Annotated in this window: 19 protein-coding genes; 10 read left to right on the top strand and 9 right to left on the bottom strand. The window is 56.4% G+C overall.

Annotated features, from left to right (window positions below; all coding sequences use genetic code 11):
* Window position 1 precedes the first annotated feature (1 nt).
* The 4 genes from glyS to AB4Y96_RS00430 all read right to left on the bottom strand — a co-directional run bounded on the left by glyS (window position 2) and on the right by AB4Y96_RS00430 (window position 6,393).
* Window positions 2-2,296 (bottom strand): glycine--tRNA ligase subunit beta, encoded by a 2,295-nt coding sequence (glyS, locus tag AB4Y96_RS00415; RefSeq protein ID WP_441914931.1) that lies wholly within the window; start codon window positions 2,294-2,296, stop codon window positions 2-4.
* Complete coding sequence (locus AB4Y96_RS00420; RefSeq protein WP_175540617.1) at window positions 2,296-3,231, bottom strand: glycine--tRNA ligase subunit alpha; 936 nt, start codon at window positions 3,229-3,231, stop codon at window positions 2,296-2,298. Before AB4Y96_RS00420 ends, glyS begins: the two co-directional genes overlap by 1 nt.
* Before the next feature lie 177 nt (window positions 3,232-3,408).
* Complete coding sequence (locus tag AB4Y96_RS00425; RefSeq protein WP_441914933.1) at window positions 3,409-5,220, bottom strand: tetratricopeptide repeat protein; 1,812 nt, start codon at window positions 5,218-5,220, stop codon at window positions 3,409-3,411.
* A gap of 156 nt (window positions 5,221-5,376) precedes the next feature.
* Entirely contained in the window at window positions 5,377-6,393 is a 1,017-nt protein-coding gene (locus AB4Y96_RS00430) for a polyprenyl synthetase family protein (protein WP_091880990.1), read from the bottom strand.
* Between the two features lie 199 nt (window positions 6,394-6,592).
* Between AB4Y96_RS00430 and AB4Y96_RS00435 the strand changes: the two genes are divergently transcribed.
* The 8 genes from AB4Y96_RS00435 to AB4Y96_RS00470 all read left to right on the top strand — a co-directional run bounded on the left by AB4Y96_RS00435 (window position 6,593) and on the right by AB4Y96_RS00470 (window position 12,373).
* Window positions 6,593-7,168: a chorismate mutase gene (locus tag AB4Y96_RS00435; RefSeq protein WP_091880992.1), complete on the top strand. Its 576-nt coding sequence runs from the start codon at window positions 6,593-6,595 to the stop codon at window positions 7,166-7,168.
* Between the two features lie 47 nt (window positions 7,169-7,215).
* Complete coding sequence (locus AB4Y96_RS00440; RefSeq protein ID WP_091881204.1) at window positions 7,216-7,437, top strand: putative signal transducing protein; 222 nt, start codon at window positions 7,216-7,218, stop codon at window positions 7,435-7,437.
* Window positions 7,438-7,440: 3 nt separating this feature from the next.
* Complete coding sequence (locus AB4Y96_RS00445) at window positions 7,441-8,214, top strand: tRNA1(Val) (adenine(37)-N6)-methyltransferase (protein ID WP_441914935.1); 774 nt, start codon at window positions 7,441-7,443, stop codon at window positions 8,212-8,214.
* Between the two features lie 79 nt (window positions 8,215-8,293).
* The gene (locus AB4Y96_RS00450) at window positions 8,294-9,151 is read left to right on the top strand and encodes a S49 family peptidase (protein ID WP_441914937.1); all 858 of its coding nucleotides are present in this window, start codon (window positions 8,294-8,296) and stop codon (window positions 9,149-9,151) included.
* A gap of 86 nt (window positions 9,152-9,237) precedes the next feature.
* Window positions 9,238-9,423 (top strand): hypothetical protein, encoded by a 186-nt coding sequence (locus AB4Y96_RS00455; protein ID WP_091880998.1) that lies wholly within the window; start codon window positions 9,238-9,240, stop codon window positions 9,421-9,423.
* 4 nt (window positions 9,424-9,427) lie between these two features.
* The gene (locus AB4Y96_RS00460; protein WP_441915261.1) at window positions 9,428-10,306 is read left to right on the top strand and encodes a 4-(cytidine 5'-diphospho)-2-C-methyl-D-erythritol kinase; all 879 of its coding nucleotides are present in this window, start codon (window positions 9,428-9,430) and stop codon (window positions 10,304-10,306) included.
* A gap of 2 nt (window positions 10,307-10,308) precedes the next feature.
* A complete protein-coding gene (gene moaB, locus AB4Y96_RS00465) occupies window positions 10,309-10,851 on the top strand; it encodes a molybdenum cofactor biosynthesis protein B (protein ID WP_441914938.1) in 543 nt (180 codons plus the stop codon).
* A gap of 349 nt (window positions 10,852-11,200) precedes the next feature.
* Window positions 11,201-12,373, top strand: coding sequence for an MFS transporter (locus AB4Y96_RS00470; protein ID WP_441914939.1), 1,173 nt, complete (start codon window positions 11,201-11,203; stop codon window positions 12,371-12,373).
* A gap of 1 nt (window position 12,374) precedes the next feature.
* Here the strand turns inward: AB4Y96_RS00470 and AB4Y96_RS00475 are convergent, their stop codons facing one another.
* On the bottom strand, window positions 12,375-12,881 hold the full coding sequence (locus AB4Y96_RS00475) for a glycosyltransferase (protein ID WP_441914940.1): 507 nt from the start codon (window positions 12,879-12,881) through the stop codon (window positions 12,375-12,377).
* A gap of 148 nt (window positions 12,882-13,029) precedes the next feature.
* Between AB4Y96_RS00475 and AB4Y96_RS00480 the strand changes: the two genes are divergently transcribed.
* Together AB4Y96_RS00480 and AB4Y96_RS00485 are read left to right on the top strand one after the other, a co-directional pair.
* Window positions 13,030-14,181: a PA0069 family radical SAM protein gene (locus AB4Y96_RS00480; protein WP_441914942.1), complete on the top strand. Its 1,152-nt coding sequence runs from the start codon at window positions 13,030-13,032 to the stop codon at window positions 14,179-14,181.
* A 138-nt stretch (window positions 14,182-14,319) separates the two neighbouring features.
* Window positions 14,320-14,979, top strand: a complete 660-nt coding sequence (locus AB4Y96_RS00485; protein WP_441914943.1) for a ribonuclease HII — start codon at window positions 14,320-14,322, stop codon at window positions 14,977-14,979.
* Between the two features lie 943 nt (window positions 14,980-15,922).
* Here the strand turns inward: AB4Y96_RS00485 and AB4Y96_RS00490 are convergent.
* From AB4Y96_RS00490 to AB4Y96_RS00505, 4 genes are all read right to left on the bottom strand, one after another.
* Complete coding sequence (locus AB4Y96_RS00490) at window positions 15,923-16,402, bottom strand: F0F1 ATP synthase subunit B (protein WP_091881011.1); 480 nt, start codon at window positions 16,400-16,402, stop codon at window positions 15,923-15,925.
* 11 nt (window positions 16,403-16,413) lie between these two features.
* The gene (locus tag AB4Y96_RS00495; protein ID WP_091881013.1) at window positions 16,414-17,040 is read right to left on the bottom strand and encodes a F0F1 ATP synthase subunit B; all 627 of its coding nucleotides are present in this window, start codon (window positions 17,038-17,040) and stop codon (window positions 16,414-16,416) included.
* Between the two features lie 94 nt (window positions 17,041-17,134).
* The gene (locus AB4Y96_RS00500) at window positions 17,135-17,362 is read right to left on the bottom strand and encodes a F0F1 ATP synthase subunit C (protein ID WP_008125314.1); all 228 of its coding nucleotides are present in this window, start codon (window positions 17,360-17,362) and stop codon (window positions 17,135-17,137) included.
* A 71-nt stretch (window positions 17,363-17,433) separates the two neighbouring features.
* Window positions 17,434-18,186 (bottom strand): F0F1 ATP synthase subunit A, encoded by a 753-nt coding sequence (locus AB4Y96_RS00505; protein ID WP_441914946.1) that lies wholly within the window; start codon window positions 18,184-18,186, stop codon window positions 17,434-17,436.
* Window positions 18,187-18,218 lie beyond the last annotated feature (32 nt).

Below are 18,218 nucleotides of genomic sequence, written 5' to 3' on the forward strand. Positions count from 1 at the left end.
ATTAACCAGCGATTTTGGAGAAATCCGCAACCGTGTTGGTTGCCGTCCGGATGCGTGCAAGCAGAGCAAGCCGATTGGCCCGAATGGCGGGATTCTCGTCATTAACCAGCACTTCTTCAAAGAATGAATCAACCGGTTCACGCAAAGCACTCAGCGCAATCATCGCCCCGGAAAAGTCCTGTTTTTGAATCGCTTGCGCCGCGTCCTTCTCTGCCTGATTGACGGCGGCAAAGAGCTTCTTTTCCACATCAACCGCAAACAGAGCTTCATCAACCTTGTCGGTGACGACTGTGCCCTTCTTCTCTTCGGCGCTCAGGATGTTGGCCGCACGCTTGGTACCTGCCAGCAGGTTCTTGCCCTCTTCCGAATTGAGATAGACCACCAGCGCCTCGACGCGGCGGGCGATCAGAAGGAGATTATCGGCATCATCCGTGAGGACAGCATCAATCAGATCGTGGCGCGCACCAAGATCGCGCAGATGCACTTTCAGCCGTTCATGGAAAAACGCGAGGAGATCAAGCAGAACTGGCCGCGCGCTTTGTGCAACTTCGGTGCGCACGCGCTTTTCGAAACCGGAAATTGCATTGGTGACATCTTCCTCGCCATCCACATCGCCTGAGTTCTGCGCGGCCTGAAGCGTTTCGTAGCGCTCGAGGTGCTTTTCGATTGTCGCTTCGCGCTGTTGCGCAAAAGCGGCCTGAAACACTGGCAGAAGCTCTATCTGCCAGTCGCTTGAAAGCAGCAGACGAATGACGCCAAGGGCAGCCCGGCGCAGCGCAAACGGGTCCTTGGAGCCAGTCGGCTTTTCGTCAATAGCCCAGAATCCAACCAGCGTGTCGAGCTTGTCCGCAAGCGCGACAGCGACCGAAACGGGATCGCTGGGCACCGTATCGGATGGTCCCTGCGGCTTGTAATGGTCCTCGATTGCGGCAGCGACCGACGGATGCTCGTTCTGGAGCACAGCATATTTGCGGCCCATGCCGCCCTGCAGTTCCGGGAACTCGCCAACGATCTCCGTTGTCAGGTCAGCCTTGGCCAGCACGGCAGCACGCGCTGCCAGAGCAGGATCAGCCCCCACCAGAGTTGCGATCTCACGGGCCAGCACCTTGATGCGTGTTACGCGCTCGCCCTGTGAGCCGAGCTTGGCATGGAAGGTGACGTTGAGTGCGTCAAGCTTGGCCATACGCTGGTCGAGCGGCTTTTTCAGATCGAGATCAAAGCGGATCGCTGCGGCGGCAAGCTTCTCCATGTCAGGCAGATCATGCTGATCGGTCGTCCAGAAATACAGGGCATCGGAGAGCCTTGCGCGTACAACCTTGCCATTGCCATAGGCGATCTCTTTCCCGCCATCGCTGGCTTCGATATTGGCAACGAGAATGAACTTGTTGGACAATTTGTCCGCCTCGTCCGGTTTGCGGGTCACAAAGCATTTCTGGTTTGTCTTGATGGTGAGGCGGATAATCTCAGGCGGAATGACGAGGAACTCTTCCTCAAAATCACCCATGAGCACGACGGGCCATTCGACAAGACCCGAAACCTCCTCAAGCAAGCCCTCATCCTCGACAAGTTCAAGCCCTGAGGCAAAAGCGATGTTCTGCGCGTCGGCGAGAATGATCTCCTTGCGGCGGTCGGCATCAAGCACGACCTTGGCCTTTTCCAGCTTGGCGACATAATCGTCAAAGCGGCGCACGGTGATCGGCTTGTTGTCGCTGAGGAAGCGATGGCCATAGGTAACATTGCCTGTACGTACACCACTGATTTCAAAATCAACGACAACAGGCTCTTCGGTTTCGCCGCCAAACATGCAGACAATCGACTGGAGCGGACGCACCCAGCGCAAGCTGCCAGCCTTGGCCGATGCCGCACCCCAGCGCATGGATTTTGGCCAAGGGAACTCGCGAATGATTTTTGGCAGGAGTTCCGCGATGATTTCTTCGGCGGCACGACCCGGTTTGGTCAGATGGGCAACGTAAAAGTCTCCCTTCTTCGGATCGGTATGGACGTGGGCCTGCGCGATATCCGTGAGGCCAGCAGAGCGAAGAAAGCCTGATATAGCGGCTTCCGGCGCATTGACGCCCGGACCTTTGCGGTCTTCGTGTACATCCTTCGAGCGTGCCGTCAGCCCGCGAATATCCAGCGTCAGGCGACGCGGTGTCCAATATTCACCGGCGGCTTCATAGGTCAGGCCAGCTTCAACCAGCCCATCGGTGACGAGCTTCTTCAGATCACCGGCAGCCTTGCGCTGCATGCGGGCCGGGATTTCTTCCGAGCGGAGTTCGAGCAAAAGATCAGGCATTATACGGACTCACTCTTGAAATTGATGCCGCCGGCTTCGGTCAAAAGGAACGCCTCGCCGCACTGCCGGGCCAGATTGCGCACCCGCAGAATATAGCTCTGCCGCTCCGTCACCGAGATCACACCGCGCGCATCAAGAAGATTGAAGGCATGCGAAGCCTTGATGCACTGGTCATAGGCTGGCAGGACCATTTTATGCATGGGGCTATTGTCGCTGTCCTTCGGCGCGCCAGCACGCAGCAAGGCTGCGCATTCGGCTTCCGCATCCTCGAAATGCCGCAGCAGGACCGATGTGTTGGCATGTTCGAAATTGTGCCTGGAATATTCCTGCTCAGCCTGCAGGAAGACATCGCCATAGGTAACCTTTTCATCGCCCTCAAGGCCGTTGAAATTGAGGTCATAAATACTGTCGACACCCTGTATGTACATCGCAAGGCGCTCCAGACCAATTGTCAGTTCACCGGATACCGGCGTGCATTCAATACCGCAGACCTGCTGGAAATAGGTGAACTGCGAAACTTCCATGCCGTCGCACCAGCATTCCCAACCCAGACCCCAGGCGCCCAGCGTCGGGCTTTCCCAGTCGTCCTCGACAAAACGGATGTCATGCAACAGCGGATCAAGCCCGATTGCCCGCAGCGAGCCAAGATAAAGCTCCTGCAGATTGGGCGGCGAAGGCTTCATGATCACCTGATACTGGTAATAATGCTGCAACCGGTTGGGGTTCTCACCATAACGGCCATCCTTCGGGCGGCGTGACGGCTGCACATAGGCGGCTTTCCATGGCTTGGGACCGAGTGAACGCAATGTCGTCGCCGGGTGGAACGTACCCGCGCCAACTTCCATGTCGTAGGGTTGCAGGATGACACAACCCTGCTGTGCCCAGTAATTATGGAGCGTCAGGATGAGACCCTGGAAGGAGCGGGTCGGGTGCATATGATCGGGCAATGGAACGGTCACCGGTCAGGCCTTTTTGACGAACGGAAATGGAGTGCCCGTCCTAAGGCGTGCAGTCTGRCCGGTCAAGAGAAAGGAAGTCCTGGCAGCAGCTTTCGCAGCACCCGCAACGGGAAGACGTGCAAGGATGCCAGCGCATCCCTGCTTTCAATAGTATCAACCCTTATTGCCGGGAACCGGCGCAGGCGGCATCGGTTCGGGTGCAGGCGGTGCCTTTGGAGCCTCACCGCCATTCTTGGCAACGCCCGGGTCCTTTTCATCGGGAAGGCCGTTCTTCAGCTTTGCCTCGATCTTGACCAGATCTTCCGGTTCCGGCTTGGAATCGCGCGCATGGGCCCACTGGAATGTAGCCTCCAGCTTGCGCCCGGCCCGCCAATAGGCATCGCCCAGATGGTCATTGATGGTCGCATCCTCAGGCCGCAACTTCACAGCCTGTTCCAGCTGGATCACGGCATCCTTGTAATTGCCAAGGCGATAATAGGCCCAGCCAAGCGAGTCGACGATGTACCCATCCTGCGGACGTGATGCGACGGCCTTCTTGATCAGGTCCAATCCCTGCTCCAGCTTGACGTTCATGTCGATCCACGAATAGCCGAGATAGTTCTGAACCTGTGGCTGATCCGGAAAAAGCTCAAGCGCCTTGGTGAAATTCGGCTCTGCCTTGTCCCACTGCTTCAGCCGCTCATAGGAAATGCCGCGCTGATAAAAGATCATCCAGTCATTGCGCTCGGGCTTCTCGATGGCAGCAACTGCCTTGTCATAGGTCTCGGCGGCCTTGGCGTAGTTTTTGTCCTGCGCGTAAATGCTGCCAATGGCGAGATATGTGCGGATATCCTGCGGATCGGCAGCCAGAAGACCGTTGAGATGCGTGATTGCTTCGTCATTGCGCTTCAGGATGGCAAGGTTGATGGCAATCTGCATTTCCGCATCACGGCTATAGGCCGAGTCAGCTGGAATGCGCTTGAAGTACTCGACGGCTTTCTCGGGCTGTTCAAGCTTGGCGTTGATATCGCCAATCTGGAAGAGCGTCGCGTCATGGTCTGGACGCAGCGGCAGTGACATTTGCAGATAGAGTTTGGAGAACGCTTCCGCACCACCGCGATTGATAGCCGTTGCGAGTGTATAAAGTACTTCCGCCGCACCCTGTTGCGGCGTCTGCACCAATGGCTTGACCGCTTTGGCGGCCGAAAGCTGCTTGCCGAATTCGGCCAGAACCATGCGTCCGGAAAGAGCTTCCGACGCATCCTTGATCATGGATTCCGCACCTGACTTGTCGCCATTGCGCACCTTGAAAGAGGCATAGGCCTGAACCAGCCGCTCATAGGTATCAGGCGCAGCCGCAAGGCTGGGGCGGTCATCAAGCGCACTCTGATAGAAAGCTGCGGCCTTGTCCTTCTGCCCGGCCATATCGGCAATCAGCGCAGAGTTGTAAATCTTGAACAGCGCAAAGCCATCCGGCCCTTGCAGCTTGCTGATCATGGCCAGCGCTTCATTGGGCTTGCCTGCCCCGGCTTTGGCCCAGGCCGAAACCAATCCCGTGATCATTTTGTCGAGATCGGACTGCAGCGACAGCATCATCAGGGTATCGACCTTCTGATACTGCTTCTTGTTCAGCGCATCGATGCCAAGTGCCAAACGCGAAAAGCGCTCGATCTCCGGAACGGATTTCAACTCTTCGGCAATCGGCAAGGCTTCCTTGAACTGGCCATCAGTCAAAAGCACAAGGAGAAGGCTCTGGCGCAGTTCCTGGTTCTTCGGGTCATAGGCAAGTGCCTGCCGGTAAAAGGAAATGGCGCTGTCGAAATCATTGCTGCGCTCGGCGGTACGAGCCGAGAGAAAAGCACCCGACAATGAACCGGTGGCTAAAACGGGATCTTTACCGGCAGAAGCGGGTGCGGGAGCGACCCCGATGGTCAAGGCAGCGAGTGTTGCGCCCATAACGGAGCCAAGCAATTTACTGCGCTGCATGTGCAAAATCCCTCTTCATTGTCGTCATTATGAAATGATTGCCCGAATCCTCAAGAAAAGCATGGCCTTTTTACGGTCCTCGCTCAAGTTTGATCGAAAGAATTCGAGGCAAGCCCGCAGCGCTTCAGAGCGTGGCGGGATTTCATCCAAGATTTATCAATTAACCCGGCTGATACAAAAATCGATGACTTCCAGAAGCGCATCCTTCTGCGGCGACTGGTCAAGCGGGGCCAGTGCATCGCGGGCGATACCGCCGAAATGCCGGGCACGCTGGATTGTATCGCTGAGCGCTCCGTAGCGCGTCATCAATCCCTTTGCCTTTTCCAGCGCCTTGTCATCATTGGCACCGTTTTCGAGCGCCTGCTTCCAGAACAGCCGCTCTTCCGCCGTGCCACGGCGATAGGTCAGGATAATAGGCAGGGTAATCTTGCCTTCGCGGAAATCATCGCCGGTGTTCTTGCCAAGATCCTTGGCATTGCCGCCATAATCCAGCGCATCATCAACCAGCTGGAAGGCAAGGCCGAGATTGAGACCGTAGGAGCGCAGCGCCTGACGGTCCGTGCGCGAGGTGGACGCGATGATCGGACCGACTTCAGCAGCCGCTGAAAACAGCGCTGCGGTCTTGGCTTTGATAACAGCCAGATATTCATCTTCAGTTGTTTCGAGATTTTTTGCAGCTGCAAGCTGCATGACTTCGCCTTCGGCAATCACTGAAGCGGAGGTTGCCAAAACGTCAAGCGCTTCGAGCGAGCCAACATCCACCATCATCTTGAAAGCCTGACCCAGCAGGAAATCGCCAACCAGAACACTGGCCTGATTGCCCCAGATCATGCGGGCTGTGCTCTTGCCGCGGCGCAGATCGCTTTCGTCAACCACATCATCATGCAGCAGCGTCGCCGTGTGCATGAATTCCACACTGGTCGCGAGCTTGATGTGTCCATCGCCCTGATAACCGAACATACGCGCTGCGGCGAGCGTGATCATCGGGCGCAGGCGTTTGCCGCCGGATGAGATCAGATGGTTCGCCACTTCGGGAATCATCTCGACATCAGAACCCGCCTTGGACAGGATCAATTCGTTCACACGGGCCATGTCGGCCTTGGTAAGATCGACCAGCGGTTGCACTGATCCCGTGCTGTTCTTCTTATCGTCCAGACTGACAACAACGCCCAAAACGAAACTCCTAAACTTCTCGCGTAATGCGGCGACACCTTATTTTGACAGGCTATAACCCGCAAGCGGCGAATTGGCGCGCAGAAATGGCACGGGTTACAAATTCGTGATAGGGCATCGCTATAACCTCTCCGAACATTGTCCACCGTCGATGTAATGCAGATGGGGTGACCATCCTGATTTTGAAAGGATTCTTTTCATGAAAGTCGCAACTTACAGCTTGATCGCTCTTGTTCTGGCACTGCCGAGCATCCCCGCTTTTGCCCAAACGCCATCTTTTGACGCACTTGCACAGGCGGTTGCCGGACGGCTGCAATTTGCCGACAAGGTTGCCCTGTCAAAATGGGATAGCGGCAAACCGGTTGAGGACAAGGAACAGGAAGCAAAGGTCATCGCAGGCGTGGCAGCGCTGCCCAATGCGGAAAAACTCGACCCGGCACTTATCCAAACCTTCTTCGCCAATCAGATCGAAGCCAACAAGCTTGTCCAATATGAGCTTCTGGCCGAATGGCATCGCAATGGCGAGGCTCCGAAAACCGAAAGACCCGATCTGGTCAAGGAAATCCGCCCTACCCTTGCCCGCTATACGGAAACGCTTGTCCACGAACTTGAGGTCGTCTCCAGCTTGCGCGGTAGCAAGGATTGCCCTGCCGATCTGGCGAAGGCGGCTGGCAATGTGGTGAAGGCGCAAAAGCTTGATGTGCTTCACGCAATCGCACTTGATCGGGCACTGGCAGGTATATGTGCCGCCGATACAGCTGTAAAAAAACAATAAGGGACTATATAAGAATCCTCGCAACCCCGAACGGAATGGGCACCTTCATGATCGAAATCATGCGCACGAACGACCCTGTGCTGATCTCCTTTGTCGAATCACTGTTGAAGGATGCCGGTATCAGGTACTTTATTGCCGATTCCAATATGAGCATTCTGGAAGGCTCAGTCGGCATTCTCGCCCGCCGGGTACTGGTTGATTCCGGTCGCGAAGAGGAAGCGCGCAAACTGTTGAAAGACGCCTGCCTCGAACGTGAGCTGCGCGGCTGATCCATGTCATCGATGGAAACACCCCACACGCTGGATGCATTCCATCGCGGCAGGTTTCACCTGCTCCAGCCAGCACTGAAAGGCCATCGCTCCGGCGTTGATGCAATGGTACTTGCCAGCACAGTGCCCAATGATTTTTCCGGGCGTGTCGCTGATCTTGGCGCCGGAGCCGGAGCTGCCGGACTTGCCGTGCTTGCCCGCTGCACCAAAGCCAGAGCGGTGCTGATCGAGCGTTCGGATTTCATGGCGGATTTTGCCCGCCGGTCGCTTGCCCTTCCAGAAAATGCAGATATTGCCGCACGCGCCGCGCTTGTGCAGGCGGATGTTACCCTGACCGGCAGGGCACGGGGTGCGGCGGGGCTTGCCGATAACAGTTTTGACTTCGTGATCATGAACCCGCCATTCAACCGTCCAACGGACCGGGCCACGCCTGATCCCGTCAAGGCGGAAGCGCATGTCATGACCGATGGCATGATGGAACAGTGGATTCGCACCGCTGCTGCCATCGTTAAACCCGGTGGCTCGCTTGCCATTATTGCCCGCCCGACTTCCCTGTCAGAACTGCTTGATGCCCTGCAGCGGCGCTTTGGCGGGGTGGTTATCGTACCGGTACAGCCAAGGCCGCAGGATGCAGCGATCCGCATTATTATTAGGGGTGTTCGTGGCAGCCGCGCCGGGCTGACCCTTGCCCCAGCCCTCATCATGCATCACGAGACCGGCAACGGCTTTACCGAGCGCGCCATTGCCATAAACAACGGCGTTACAGCACTTTTGTAGCATTTTCGGCCCGGTGCCATTGTGATTTCATAGGCACCGCTTACATGCGCATGACCAAAACCGCCAAAAGGAGAAAGCATTGGCCCGATTGATCAGAAAATTGCTGCCGCGCCGCTGGCGCCCCGATTATGTGGAGATACCGGTGGTTCGCCTGCATGGCGCCATCATGTCTGGTGGTGGTCAATTCAGGCAAAGCCTTTCTCTGGACAGCGCCGCAGCCGTGCTTGAAAAGGCGTTTGAGGACAAGGATTCGCCTGCCGTGGCGATTTCAGTCAATTCGCCAGGTGGTTCGCCCGTGCAGTCGCGGCTGATCTACCGGCGTATCCGCGATCTGGCCGCCGAAAAGAACAAGAAGGTCTATGTCTTCGTTGAGGATGTGGCAGCTTCCGGCGGCTATATGATTGCTGTTGCCGGTGACGAAATCATTGCCGATCCCTCTTCCATCGTCGGCTCGATCGGCGTGGTCTCCGCAAGTTTCGGTTTCACCGAACTCATGAAGAAAATCGGCGTGGAGCGGCGCGTCTATACCGCAGGTAAGAACAAGGCGACGCTCGATCCCTTCAAGCCGGAGAACAAGGCGGATATCGACCATGTCAAAGCGTTGCAGCTGGAAATCCACGAGACCTTCATCAATCTCGTCAAGGACCGGCGCGGCGACAAGCTGAGCGACAGTCCGGATCTTTTCACCGGACAGTTCTGGACCGGCGTGCGCGGCGTTGAGCTTGGTCTGGTCGATGGTCTCGGTGATATGCGCTCCTACCTTCAGTCGCAATATGGCCCCAAAACCAAGCTAAAGCTGATCTCGCAACCGCGTGGCCTGTTTGGCCGCCGAATTCCTTCGACAAGCGTGCAGATCGCCGGAATTGGCACCGGTTTGGCCAATGGGCTGGTGGATGCCGCCGAAGAACGGGCGCTGTGGGCGCGTTTTGGTTTGTAAATCGACACAGGATTTTTTGGCAAGGCCAAAACTCCGTGCTATTGATATGAGCGAGGAATGATACCGGTAGTTGAGGGTTACAGACGATGCCACAATTGATCTTTTTTGCTCTTGTCGGCGCCGCCGCCTATTACGGCTATCGTTCGTTCAAGAAGGAAGCACAGCGCGTGTCGCAACGCGTGCGCGAGGCTGAGAAAGAGGCGCAGAACCGCGCGCAGGGAACATTGGTTCAGGACCCCGAGACCGGTGAATATCGCCTGCGCAAAGATTGATGCGATGCTCGCCAGTTTTGACCACACAATCAGCCTGATCGCTCCGGCCAAGATCAATCTTGCACTGCATGTAACCGGCAGACGCGATGATGGCTACCATCTGCTTGATAGCCTCGTGGTCTTCGCCCGCTTCGGCGACAGGCTTGATGTAACAAAAGCAGTGGTGGATTCCTTCACCATATCCGGCCCTTACGGTGCTGATCTTCCCGGCGATGAAAGCAACCTTGTGCTCAAGGCGCGTGATGCACTGCGCCGCCATTATCCTGAAAAGGCAACGCCCGTTGCCATTCATCTGGAAAAATATCTTCCCATCGCATCCGGCATCGGCGGCGGCTCCAGCGACGCAGCCGCAGCCTTGCGCGCGCTGACCACTCTTTGGGGCATCGAGGCCAGCCTGATCGAATTGGCTGCGCTCGGCCTGCCGCTGGGTGCTGATGTCCCTATGTGCCTGCATGGTGAGGCGCTGATCGCGCGCGGCATTGGCGAAGATATCGAGCGGATCGCCGCCTTTCCGCGCCTCCCGATGGTTCTCGTCAATAATGGCGTGACGGTTTCAACACCGCAGGTTTTTTCTGCGCTTGGCCGCCGCGACAATCCTCCCCTTCCCGCCCTGCCTTTACGGATGGGTCCGGGCGATGTCTGCACCTATCTCGCGCAAACCGATAATCATCTTTTCGCAGCAACGCAAAAGCTGGCTCCGTCGATCAATGACAGCATGCAGGCATTGATCGAAACCAACCCGCTGCTTGCGCGCATGTCCGGTTCGGGCGGCACCTGTTTTGCCATCTATGCCGATGATGAAATGGCTGAAGCGGCGGCAACCCGGCTGCACAAAACCCAGCCCGATTGGTTTGTTGTCGCCACCAGCACGGAAGGGAACTGATCTTGACCCGCATTGACGAGACACGCCCCTTTGTCCCTGTCGGCATTGCCGTTTTAACCGTTTCCGATACCCGCACACTGGATGATGATAAATCCGGCAATACGCTGGTGGATCGCATCACGGCCGCCGGTCATCGTCTTGCGGACCGCGCCATCGTCACCGATGATCGCGACAGGATACGCGATAAAGTGCTGGCATGGTCGAAGAACCCTGAGGTGGATGTGGTCATCACCACGGGTGGCACCGGTTTCACCGGCCGGGATGTAACGCCCGAAGCACTGGAACCAATCTTCGAGAAGCGCATGGACGGCTTTTCCGAAGTGTTCCACCGCATCTCCTACGACAAAATAGGCACATCGACGATTCAATCGCGGGCAACCGGCGGCGTGGTGAATGCCACTTTCGTATTCGTGCTGCCCGGCTCACCCGGCGCCTGCAAGGATGCCTGGGACAATATTCTTCAATTTCAGCTCGACTACCGCCACATGCCCTGCAATTTCGTCGAGATCATGCCGCGACTGGATGAGCATCTGAAACGCAGCTGACGAACGCACTATCGGAATTATCAGCGACTTGGCTTGCTGCTGCAACTTGCAAGGCGCCGCGCATTACACTTTATGTTATGTTGTTACATTTATTATTGACATGCCCATGTTTTTTGCGAAATTGGAACAACAGACCCAACCACTTTTTCGAAATAAATTTAATTTAGCGAGTCCTACTAAAAGCTGTTCCACCAATTACTCGTTTTCTATTTTCACGGGCGTCGCTCTTCGAATGCACGCCTCGTTTTAACACTGGGCAGGCAGCGAATGTTCGCGGTTTGCTACCGAATTTGCTGCGTGCTCGAATGTATGGCGCAAGGGCTAAATTGCGCCCGGTTCACGGATAAATATGCTGAAACTCTGGAAAATTGAACCAGATGGCCGACCGGTATTCGTCCTCTGCCTTTTGTTCTTCTTGGGGATGTGGGTGTCCAAGACGGTTCATCCCCTCTGGTTTGAACAAAACAATGCCCTGCCCTTGTTTGGTCTTTCCTACAGCGTGATGGCCATAGCCGGGACCACATCGTTTCTTCTGGGTCCGGCTGCCACGCGATTGGGACTGCGCCATTCCATGCTCTTGGGCTGCGGTCTTTATACGCTGGGTCTCCTGCTGCGTGCTTTTCCCTTTCCCGCGCCCGCGATCCTATCCGGTCTGTTAGCCGGAATTGGCGCATCTCTCGCGCTTTTGTGTATCCGTTTGTGGGTTTTCGATTGGTCCGGCGAAAGCGAACGGGCGAGAATATTGAGCTACACCACCCTGTCAGGGCACTTGGTCCGGGGCGTTGGTATTCTGGCAATTGGCGGTGCAATAGGTGCGCTTGGCGGCCAGCAGGTTCTTGTTGTCGTGTTGTGTTGTGCAGCCGCGCTGCCTTTTGCCGGGGCGGTTTTTGTTGCGCGGCACTTGCCTTCGACGAGGCCCGTATCACACCGGAAAGAAAAAACAACGCTGACATCCAACCAGCGCACGATAGCCTATGTCCTCGTTTTGAACGCGCTTTTCACCGGGCTTTTGTCGAGTTTCATCCTGCCATACCTCCCCGTTCTGATCACACGGCTGGGCTTTCAATCTGGCACTGCAATCATGCTGGTTGGCCTCGTCAGTATCTCCGTCGTGCTTTCGCAGCCTGTCGTAAACAGGCTGATCGAGACACGAGGTGCTTTCGCGACATATCTGATTTCATTCGCAGCGTGCGCGGTCACGGTCGTGTGTCTGGATATGCCGCATTCCATCGCGCTTTTAGCATTCGTGCTCATGGCGTTTGGAATAACATCCAATGCGCGCTACCTGAGTGAAAAAAACATTGAGATGAGCGCTATCCATCGCGATCACGCGGCGGCCGTTATGGGTTGGCTGCAAAGCGCTTTTCTGTTGGGAGATTCCCTGGGTGGCGGTCTTGCCGGCATCGCATGGGTCAGCAAACAGCCGGAAGCTTTTCTGGGCTGGGTAGCGCTGGGCCTGGTTTTAACTGGTTTGCTCTTTTCAGCAACGATATCCATGCTGCGGCTTGAACGATCCCAATAAGCTATTTCAGCGCACCGGGGATGATTTCCGCCCGCAGCCGCTTCATGGCGAGACCGCGCGCCAGATCGACTGCACTCTTGCCCGGTGCTGACAAAGCCATAGCCTGACGTTTCGAAATCAGCAGACCATCGGCCAGCGGATTACCCGGCGAGAAAACGCGGGCGAAGAATGGCCGCCGATGTGCGTGCGAGCGGGTGAAACAGGCCGGACCCTGCATGCGTTCCACATGGGTGGCGACCGCCTCGATCCAGCCGTCAATCAGCCTTGCGCCCGGCTCAATGAACAGAATCCAGTCGCTGCGCGCGCGTCGCAGGCCGTCGATCAATGTCTGGTCCTGCAGGAAAATACACCCAGCCGCATCGGCCACCCGGTGCGTCTGATCCGTCGATCCCTGATCAATCACGATCACGTCGCTCAATACGCCTTCAACGGCTCCGCCCACCAGTCCGCCGAGGGTTCTGGCCAAGGGTTCATCGGCATTTCGTGTTTCAATCAGGACTGAGATCATTCATTTCAGTTATAGTATTATTATTGAAATTTCTATCCTACTTTTTTAGTAGATTGTTCTTGCTTTGTTCTCATAATTTGCTAGGAATACATTCATGTTGCGACGGTGTGAGCGACTCACAATCGCTCCGGTCTCAAGGAGAATGTCAATGAACATCATGGTGCAGGCCGATAAGGCCGCCTTCGGGCAAGGCCGGGCCGAACATGCCAATGTGCTGGTCGAGGAAGCCGGACTGCGGATCGATCATGAGCGGCGGCGCGGACGTGGCGCTGGCATGAATCCATCCGGGCGGTTCGAACCGGAAAGCCGTCATGTCTTTGATGATGGCTGGGAGACCATTGAGGATTTGCCGCCGTTCAAAACAGAAGTGCAGATCGAGAAGCCGCGCACCATCATCACGCGCAATGATTCTCCCGACGTGGGTTTCGATCGCTCAATCAATCCCTATCGCGGGTGTGAGCATGGCTGCGTCTATTGCTTTGCAAGGCCCACCCACAGCTATATGGGCATGTCTCCCGGCCTCGATTTTGAATCAAAGCTATTTGCCAAGCCCGATGCGGCCAAGATGCTGGATCGTGAACTGTCAAAGCCCGGCTATTCGGCCAAAACCATTGCCATTGGCACCAATACGGACCCCTACCAGCCGATTGAAAAGAAATGGCGCATCATGCGCGAGATTCTACAGGTGCTGGAAGAACATCAGCATCCGGTTGGAATCGTCACAAAGTCGGCCCTGATCATGCGGGATATCGATATTCTGTCGCGCATGGCGGAAAAAGGACTGGCAAAGGTTTTTCTGTCGGTTACATCGCTTGACGGCAAGCTTGCACGGACCATGGAGCCGCGAGCATCGACGCCGACACGGCGATTGCAGGCACTGCGCGCGCTCTCCGATGCGGGTGTTCCCACGGGTTCACTGGTGGCGCCCATCATTCCTGGCCTGAATGATCATGAGATCGAGCGCATTCTCGACAGTGTGTATGCCACCGGCGCACGCGAAGCAGGATATGTATTGTTGCGCCTGCCGCTGGAAGTCAGCCCGATCTTCAAGGAATGGCTCCTGCGCAACTATCCGGATCGCTACCGCCATGTGCTGTCGCTCATACGCTCCATGCGCGGCGGCAAGGACTACGATGCGGAATGGGGCAAGCGCATGCGCGGTGAAGGCCCCTATGCCTGGCAGATTGGGCGCCGGTTTGAGATTGCTGCCAAGCGGCTCGGTCTCAATCTGGCCAAGCGCCGCCTGCGCACGGATCTGTTCGTGCCCACAGCCGGAAGCGAACAATTGTCGCTGTTTTAAGCATTCAATCGGGCAATTTTTCCCGGTTCCAAAACTCCGTCAGGCGACCCCCATCCCCCTGACGGAAGCCCTGATGCCCTACCCCATCAGCATCAGGGCCTTGCAGAGAATCAGAACGAATGCGAGTCTCGCCGCAACATGGCTCGATCACGTTCTGATTCTCTGCTTCTTCCTCTCGACCTTGGCAAACCGGATTTTGCCACGGAGCGCAGGCTTTTGCGCGATGGTGCGCCCTTTGTCGTCGGCATTGACGAGGCAGGTCGGGGTCCGCTGGCTGGACCGGTTGTTGCAGCGGCAGTCATTCTCGACCCCAAAAGAATTCCTGATGGCCTTGATGATTCCAAGCGCCTGAGCGCCAGGAAGCGCGAAGAGCTGTTCGACATTATTCTGAACACCGCCCTTGCATCCGGTATTGCCAGTGTCGCCGCGCCGTCCATCGACGCTACCGATATTCTGAAAGCCGCGCTGGAGGCCATGCGCCGCGCCACCTGCGGCCTGTCGATTCTGCCCGGCCATGCGCTGATTGACGGGCGCGACGTGCCCCGTGGCCTTCCCTGCCCCGGCACGGCCATGATCAAGGGCGACCAGCGCTCCGTATCCATCGCTGCCGCCTCGATCCTCGCCAAGGTCAGCCGCGACCGCATGATGGCACAGGCGGGCCGCTGCTATCCGCTCTATGGGCTTGAAACCCATGCGGGCTATGGCACGGAGTTTCATCGGAATGCCATGGAAACCCATGGCCCGGTGATTGGCCTGCACCGTTTCAGTTTTGCCCCGCTGAAAAACCGCGAAGTTTAGGTTTTTACTGTTATTGGGCGGATGCTTGGTGCAATGCAAGTTACCAGCGTTGCAGAATAAGGCGCCATGCAACCCACCTAAGCCCCTCATCCTGAGCCTGTCGAAGGGCGAACCATGCACAACGCAACGGCGGTGCTCACCCCCCTCTGCCCTGTCGGGCATCTCCCCCACAAGGGGGGAGATCAGCTGTCAATACGGCCTTCGCACAATCTGAAACTGTTCCGGTTGTGAAAAGGCGTTGATGTCAATGTGATCTCCCCCCTTGTGGGGGAGATGTCCGACAGGACAGAGGGGGGTGATTGCATCTACCAACATTTCAATTGCGGAACACACTCCCCCATCACCACACCCGCTTTCGCGTCTGGCTATTGATGAGGTGGGAAAGACGGGCGATCCAAAGGGAACGCGGGTGTCTTGGTATTGGTAGTGTAGTCAGTGCGTTCCCCCGGAACTTTCCTGTTTCAACCAAGAAAACTCTCGGATCACCCGCCTCGATGACTGGTTTTACCCTTGTGAGGTAAAGCCATTCCATCTGCAGGATTGTCATTCCTGCAGCTGAAATCACCGATCCTTTCCTGACTTCGAAAGTTTTCCGGAGCATTCCCGCCGGAAAGGACACCATCAGAATAAGCGAGGTGGGATGGTGTTGGATAAGTTGGCATGATTTTTTTAAATTGATGGTGCATGAATGTGGTTTGTGGTTCGACAAGCTCACCATGAGGGGCTTGGGTGGATGCAACGCTAATCGCAGAGATTGYAGCGCAAGGGKTGCAGAACTTGGCTCCCTTTCATCACCCCTCTCCCTCATGGTGAGCCTCCTGAACCTGTCGAAGGGCGAACCACGCACGATGGATATGCCAATCCCTTATGAGAAGTAAGCTGACTGGAGGCCAAAAGAAAAAGCCGCCTTGCGGCGGCTTGATCCAGTTCCAATTGCCTGAAATCAATTCAGGCGGGATTTGACTTCGCTCAGCGACGATTTGAACAGGTCAGCCGACGTTTTGGCATCAACCTTGTCCTTGAGGAGGCGGCTTGCGGCGGCAACAGCGATATCAACGGCCGAAGCGCGAACTTCGTTGACTGCCTCGGTCTCGGCCTGAGCGATCTTCTGCTCGGCGAGCTTGTTGCGGCGGGCAACATATTCCTCAGTCTTCTGTTTGGTTTCCTCAAGGATGGCATGGGCTTCGCGCTGCGCTGCGGCAACGATCTCCCCAGCTTCCTTTTCGGCTTCCTTGCGCTTGCGCTGATATTCAGCAAGCAGGGACTGTGCTTCTTCACGCAGGCGGCGGGCTTCCTCCAGCTCGTCGCGGATACGGTCAGCGCGGCCATCAAGCGACTTGCCGACAGTGCCCGGAACCTTCAGGTAAACCAGCAGTGCCAGGAAAATGACCAGACCAACCAGAGCCCAAAATGTTGCGTCCATGATGGTTCTCCTTAGCCGCGCACGGCTTTGACCGCAGCGGTAACACTTGCCTTGTCGACAGTTCCACCCACGATCTTCTTGACGATTTCTGTCGCCGTTTCTTCGGCGATAGCACCGACGCCAGCCATTGCCTTGTCCTTGATGGATGCAATGCTTGCTTCGGCATCAGCCAGCTTCTTTTCCAGCGCAGCAGAGATCTGTGCAGTTTCTGCGTCCGCCTTTGCCTTGGATTCGTCGCGGGCCGTCTGAGCAATGCTGCCAGCCTTTTGCTTGGCTTCAGCAAGTTCCTGTTCGTAGGCGGCCAGCGCCTCATCCGATTCCTGCTTCATGCGGGCAGCCTGATCAAGATCGGTGGCGATACGATCGCGGCGCGTCTCGATGATGCCGCCGATACGCGGCAGAACCACGCGCGACAGGAACAGATAGAAAAATGCAAATGTCAGTGCCAGCCAGAGCAGCTGTGAAGCAAAGTGGCTGGTGTCAAAGGGCGGGAAAACACCTTTATGCGCCACACCCGTTTCGGAGTGGGTCGCGGTACCGTGAGCATCAGGCGCGGCACCCGGTGCAGCCGTTTCGGCATGCGCAGGTGTCTCGTTCTGAGCGGTTGTGGATGCGGCTTGAGCCGAAGACACAAACATATGTTGTCCCCTTGGTTCGGGCATTTCCCGAGCTACTGACTATAAATGTTATACTGGCCGCGCAATGCGCAGCCAGTATTGAGTTGTCTGCTGATTAAACAGCGAACAGAAGCAGCAGAGCGATGAGCAGCGAGAAGATGCCCAGAGCTTCGGTAACGGCGAAGCCGAATACCAGACGGCCGAACTGGCCATCAGCTGCGGATGGGTTGCGCAATGCACCGGAGAGGTAGCTGCCGAAAATGTTGCCAAGGCCGAGGGCCGTTCCGGCCATACCAAAGCAGGCGAGACCTGCACCGATGTACTTTGCTGCTACGGGATCCATGTTAAACTCCTTTGGATAGAATAGTCATTGATAGATTGCGTTTGGCGGAGCACCGCCGGCGAAGTTCTTTCTTAGTGACCGCCAGGATGCACTGCGTCATTCAGGTACATGCATGCCAGCACCGTGAAGACGTAGGCCTGCAGGAAAGCCACCAGGAATTCGAGACCGGTCAGGGCGACCGTCATGGCGAGCGGCAGAATCGCGCCGCCGACACCGGCAGCTCCGAACGCGCTCAGCGACACCACGAAACCAGCAAAGACTTTCAGTGTGATGTGGCCAGCAAGCATGTTGGCGAAAAGACGAACTGAAAGGCTGATCGGGCGGGAAAGGAAGGAAATGATCTCGATGGGTACCACGAGAATCAGCAGCGGTGCCGGCACGCCAGACGGCACGAAAACACCGAGGAATTTAAAGCCGTGTTTGGCAAAGCCGTAAACGAGAACAGTACCGATAACGAGGATCGCAAGGGCGAATGTCACGATAATCTGGCTGGTGATCGTGTAGAAATAAGGGAACATGCCAAGCATGTTGGCTGTGAGCACGAACATGAAGAGCGAGAAAACAAACGGGAAGAACTTCATCCCGGCAGTACCCGCCGAATCACGCAGCGTCGATGCCACGAATTCATAGGCCATCTCGGAAACCGACTGCAGACGGGTCGGGATCAGGCCACGATTGGATGAGGTGAGATAAAGAAACGCCGATGCCACCGCAATCGTCGCAACCATGAAGGCTGACGAATTGGTGAAGGACAGATCAATTCCACCCACATCAATGGGAATCCATCGTGCAATCTGGAATTGATGGATCGGATCGTTGGCCACGCTAACCTCGTCTATATCGTTCCATGCCCGCA

The sequence above is a fragment of the Phyllobacterium sp. TAF24 genome, from assembly GCF_052113785.1.
In the GTDB taxonomy this organism is placed as follows: domain Bacteria; phylum Pseudomonadota; class Alphaproteobacteria; order Rhizobiales; family Rhizobiaceae; genus Phyllobacterium.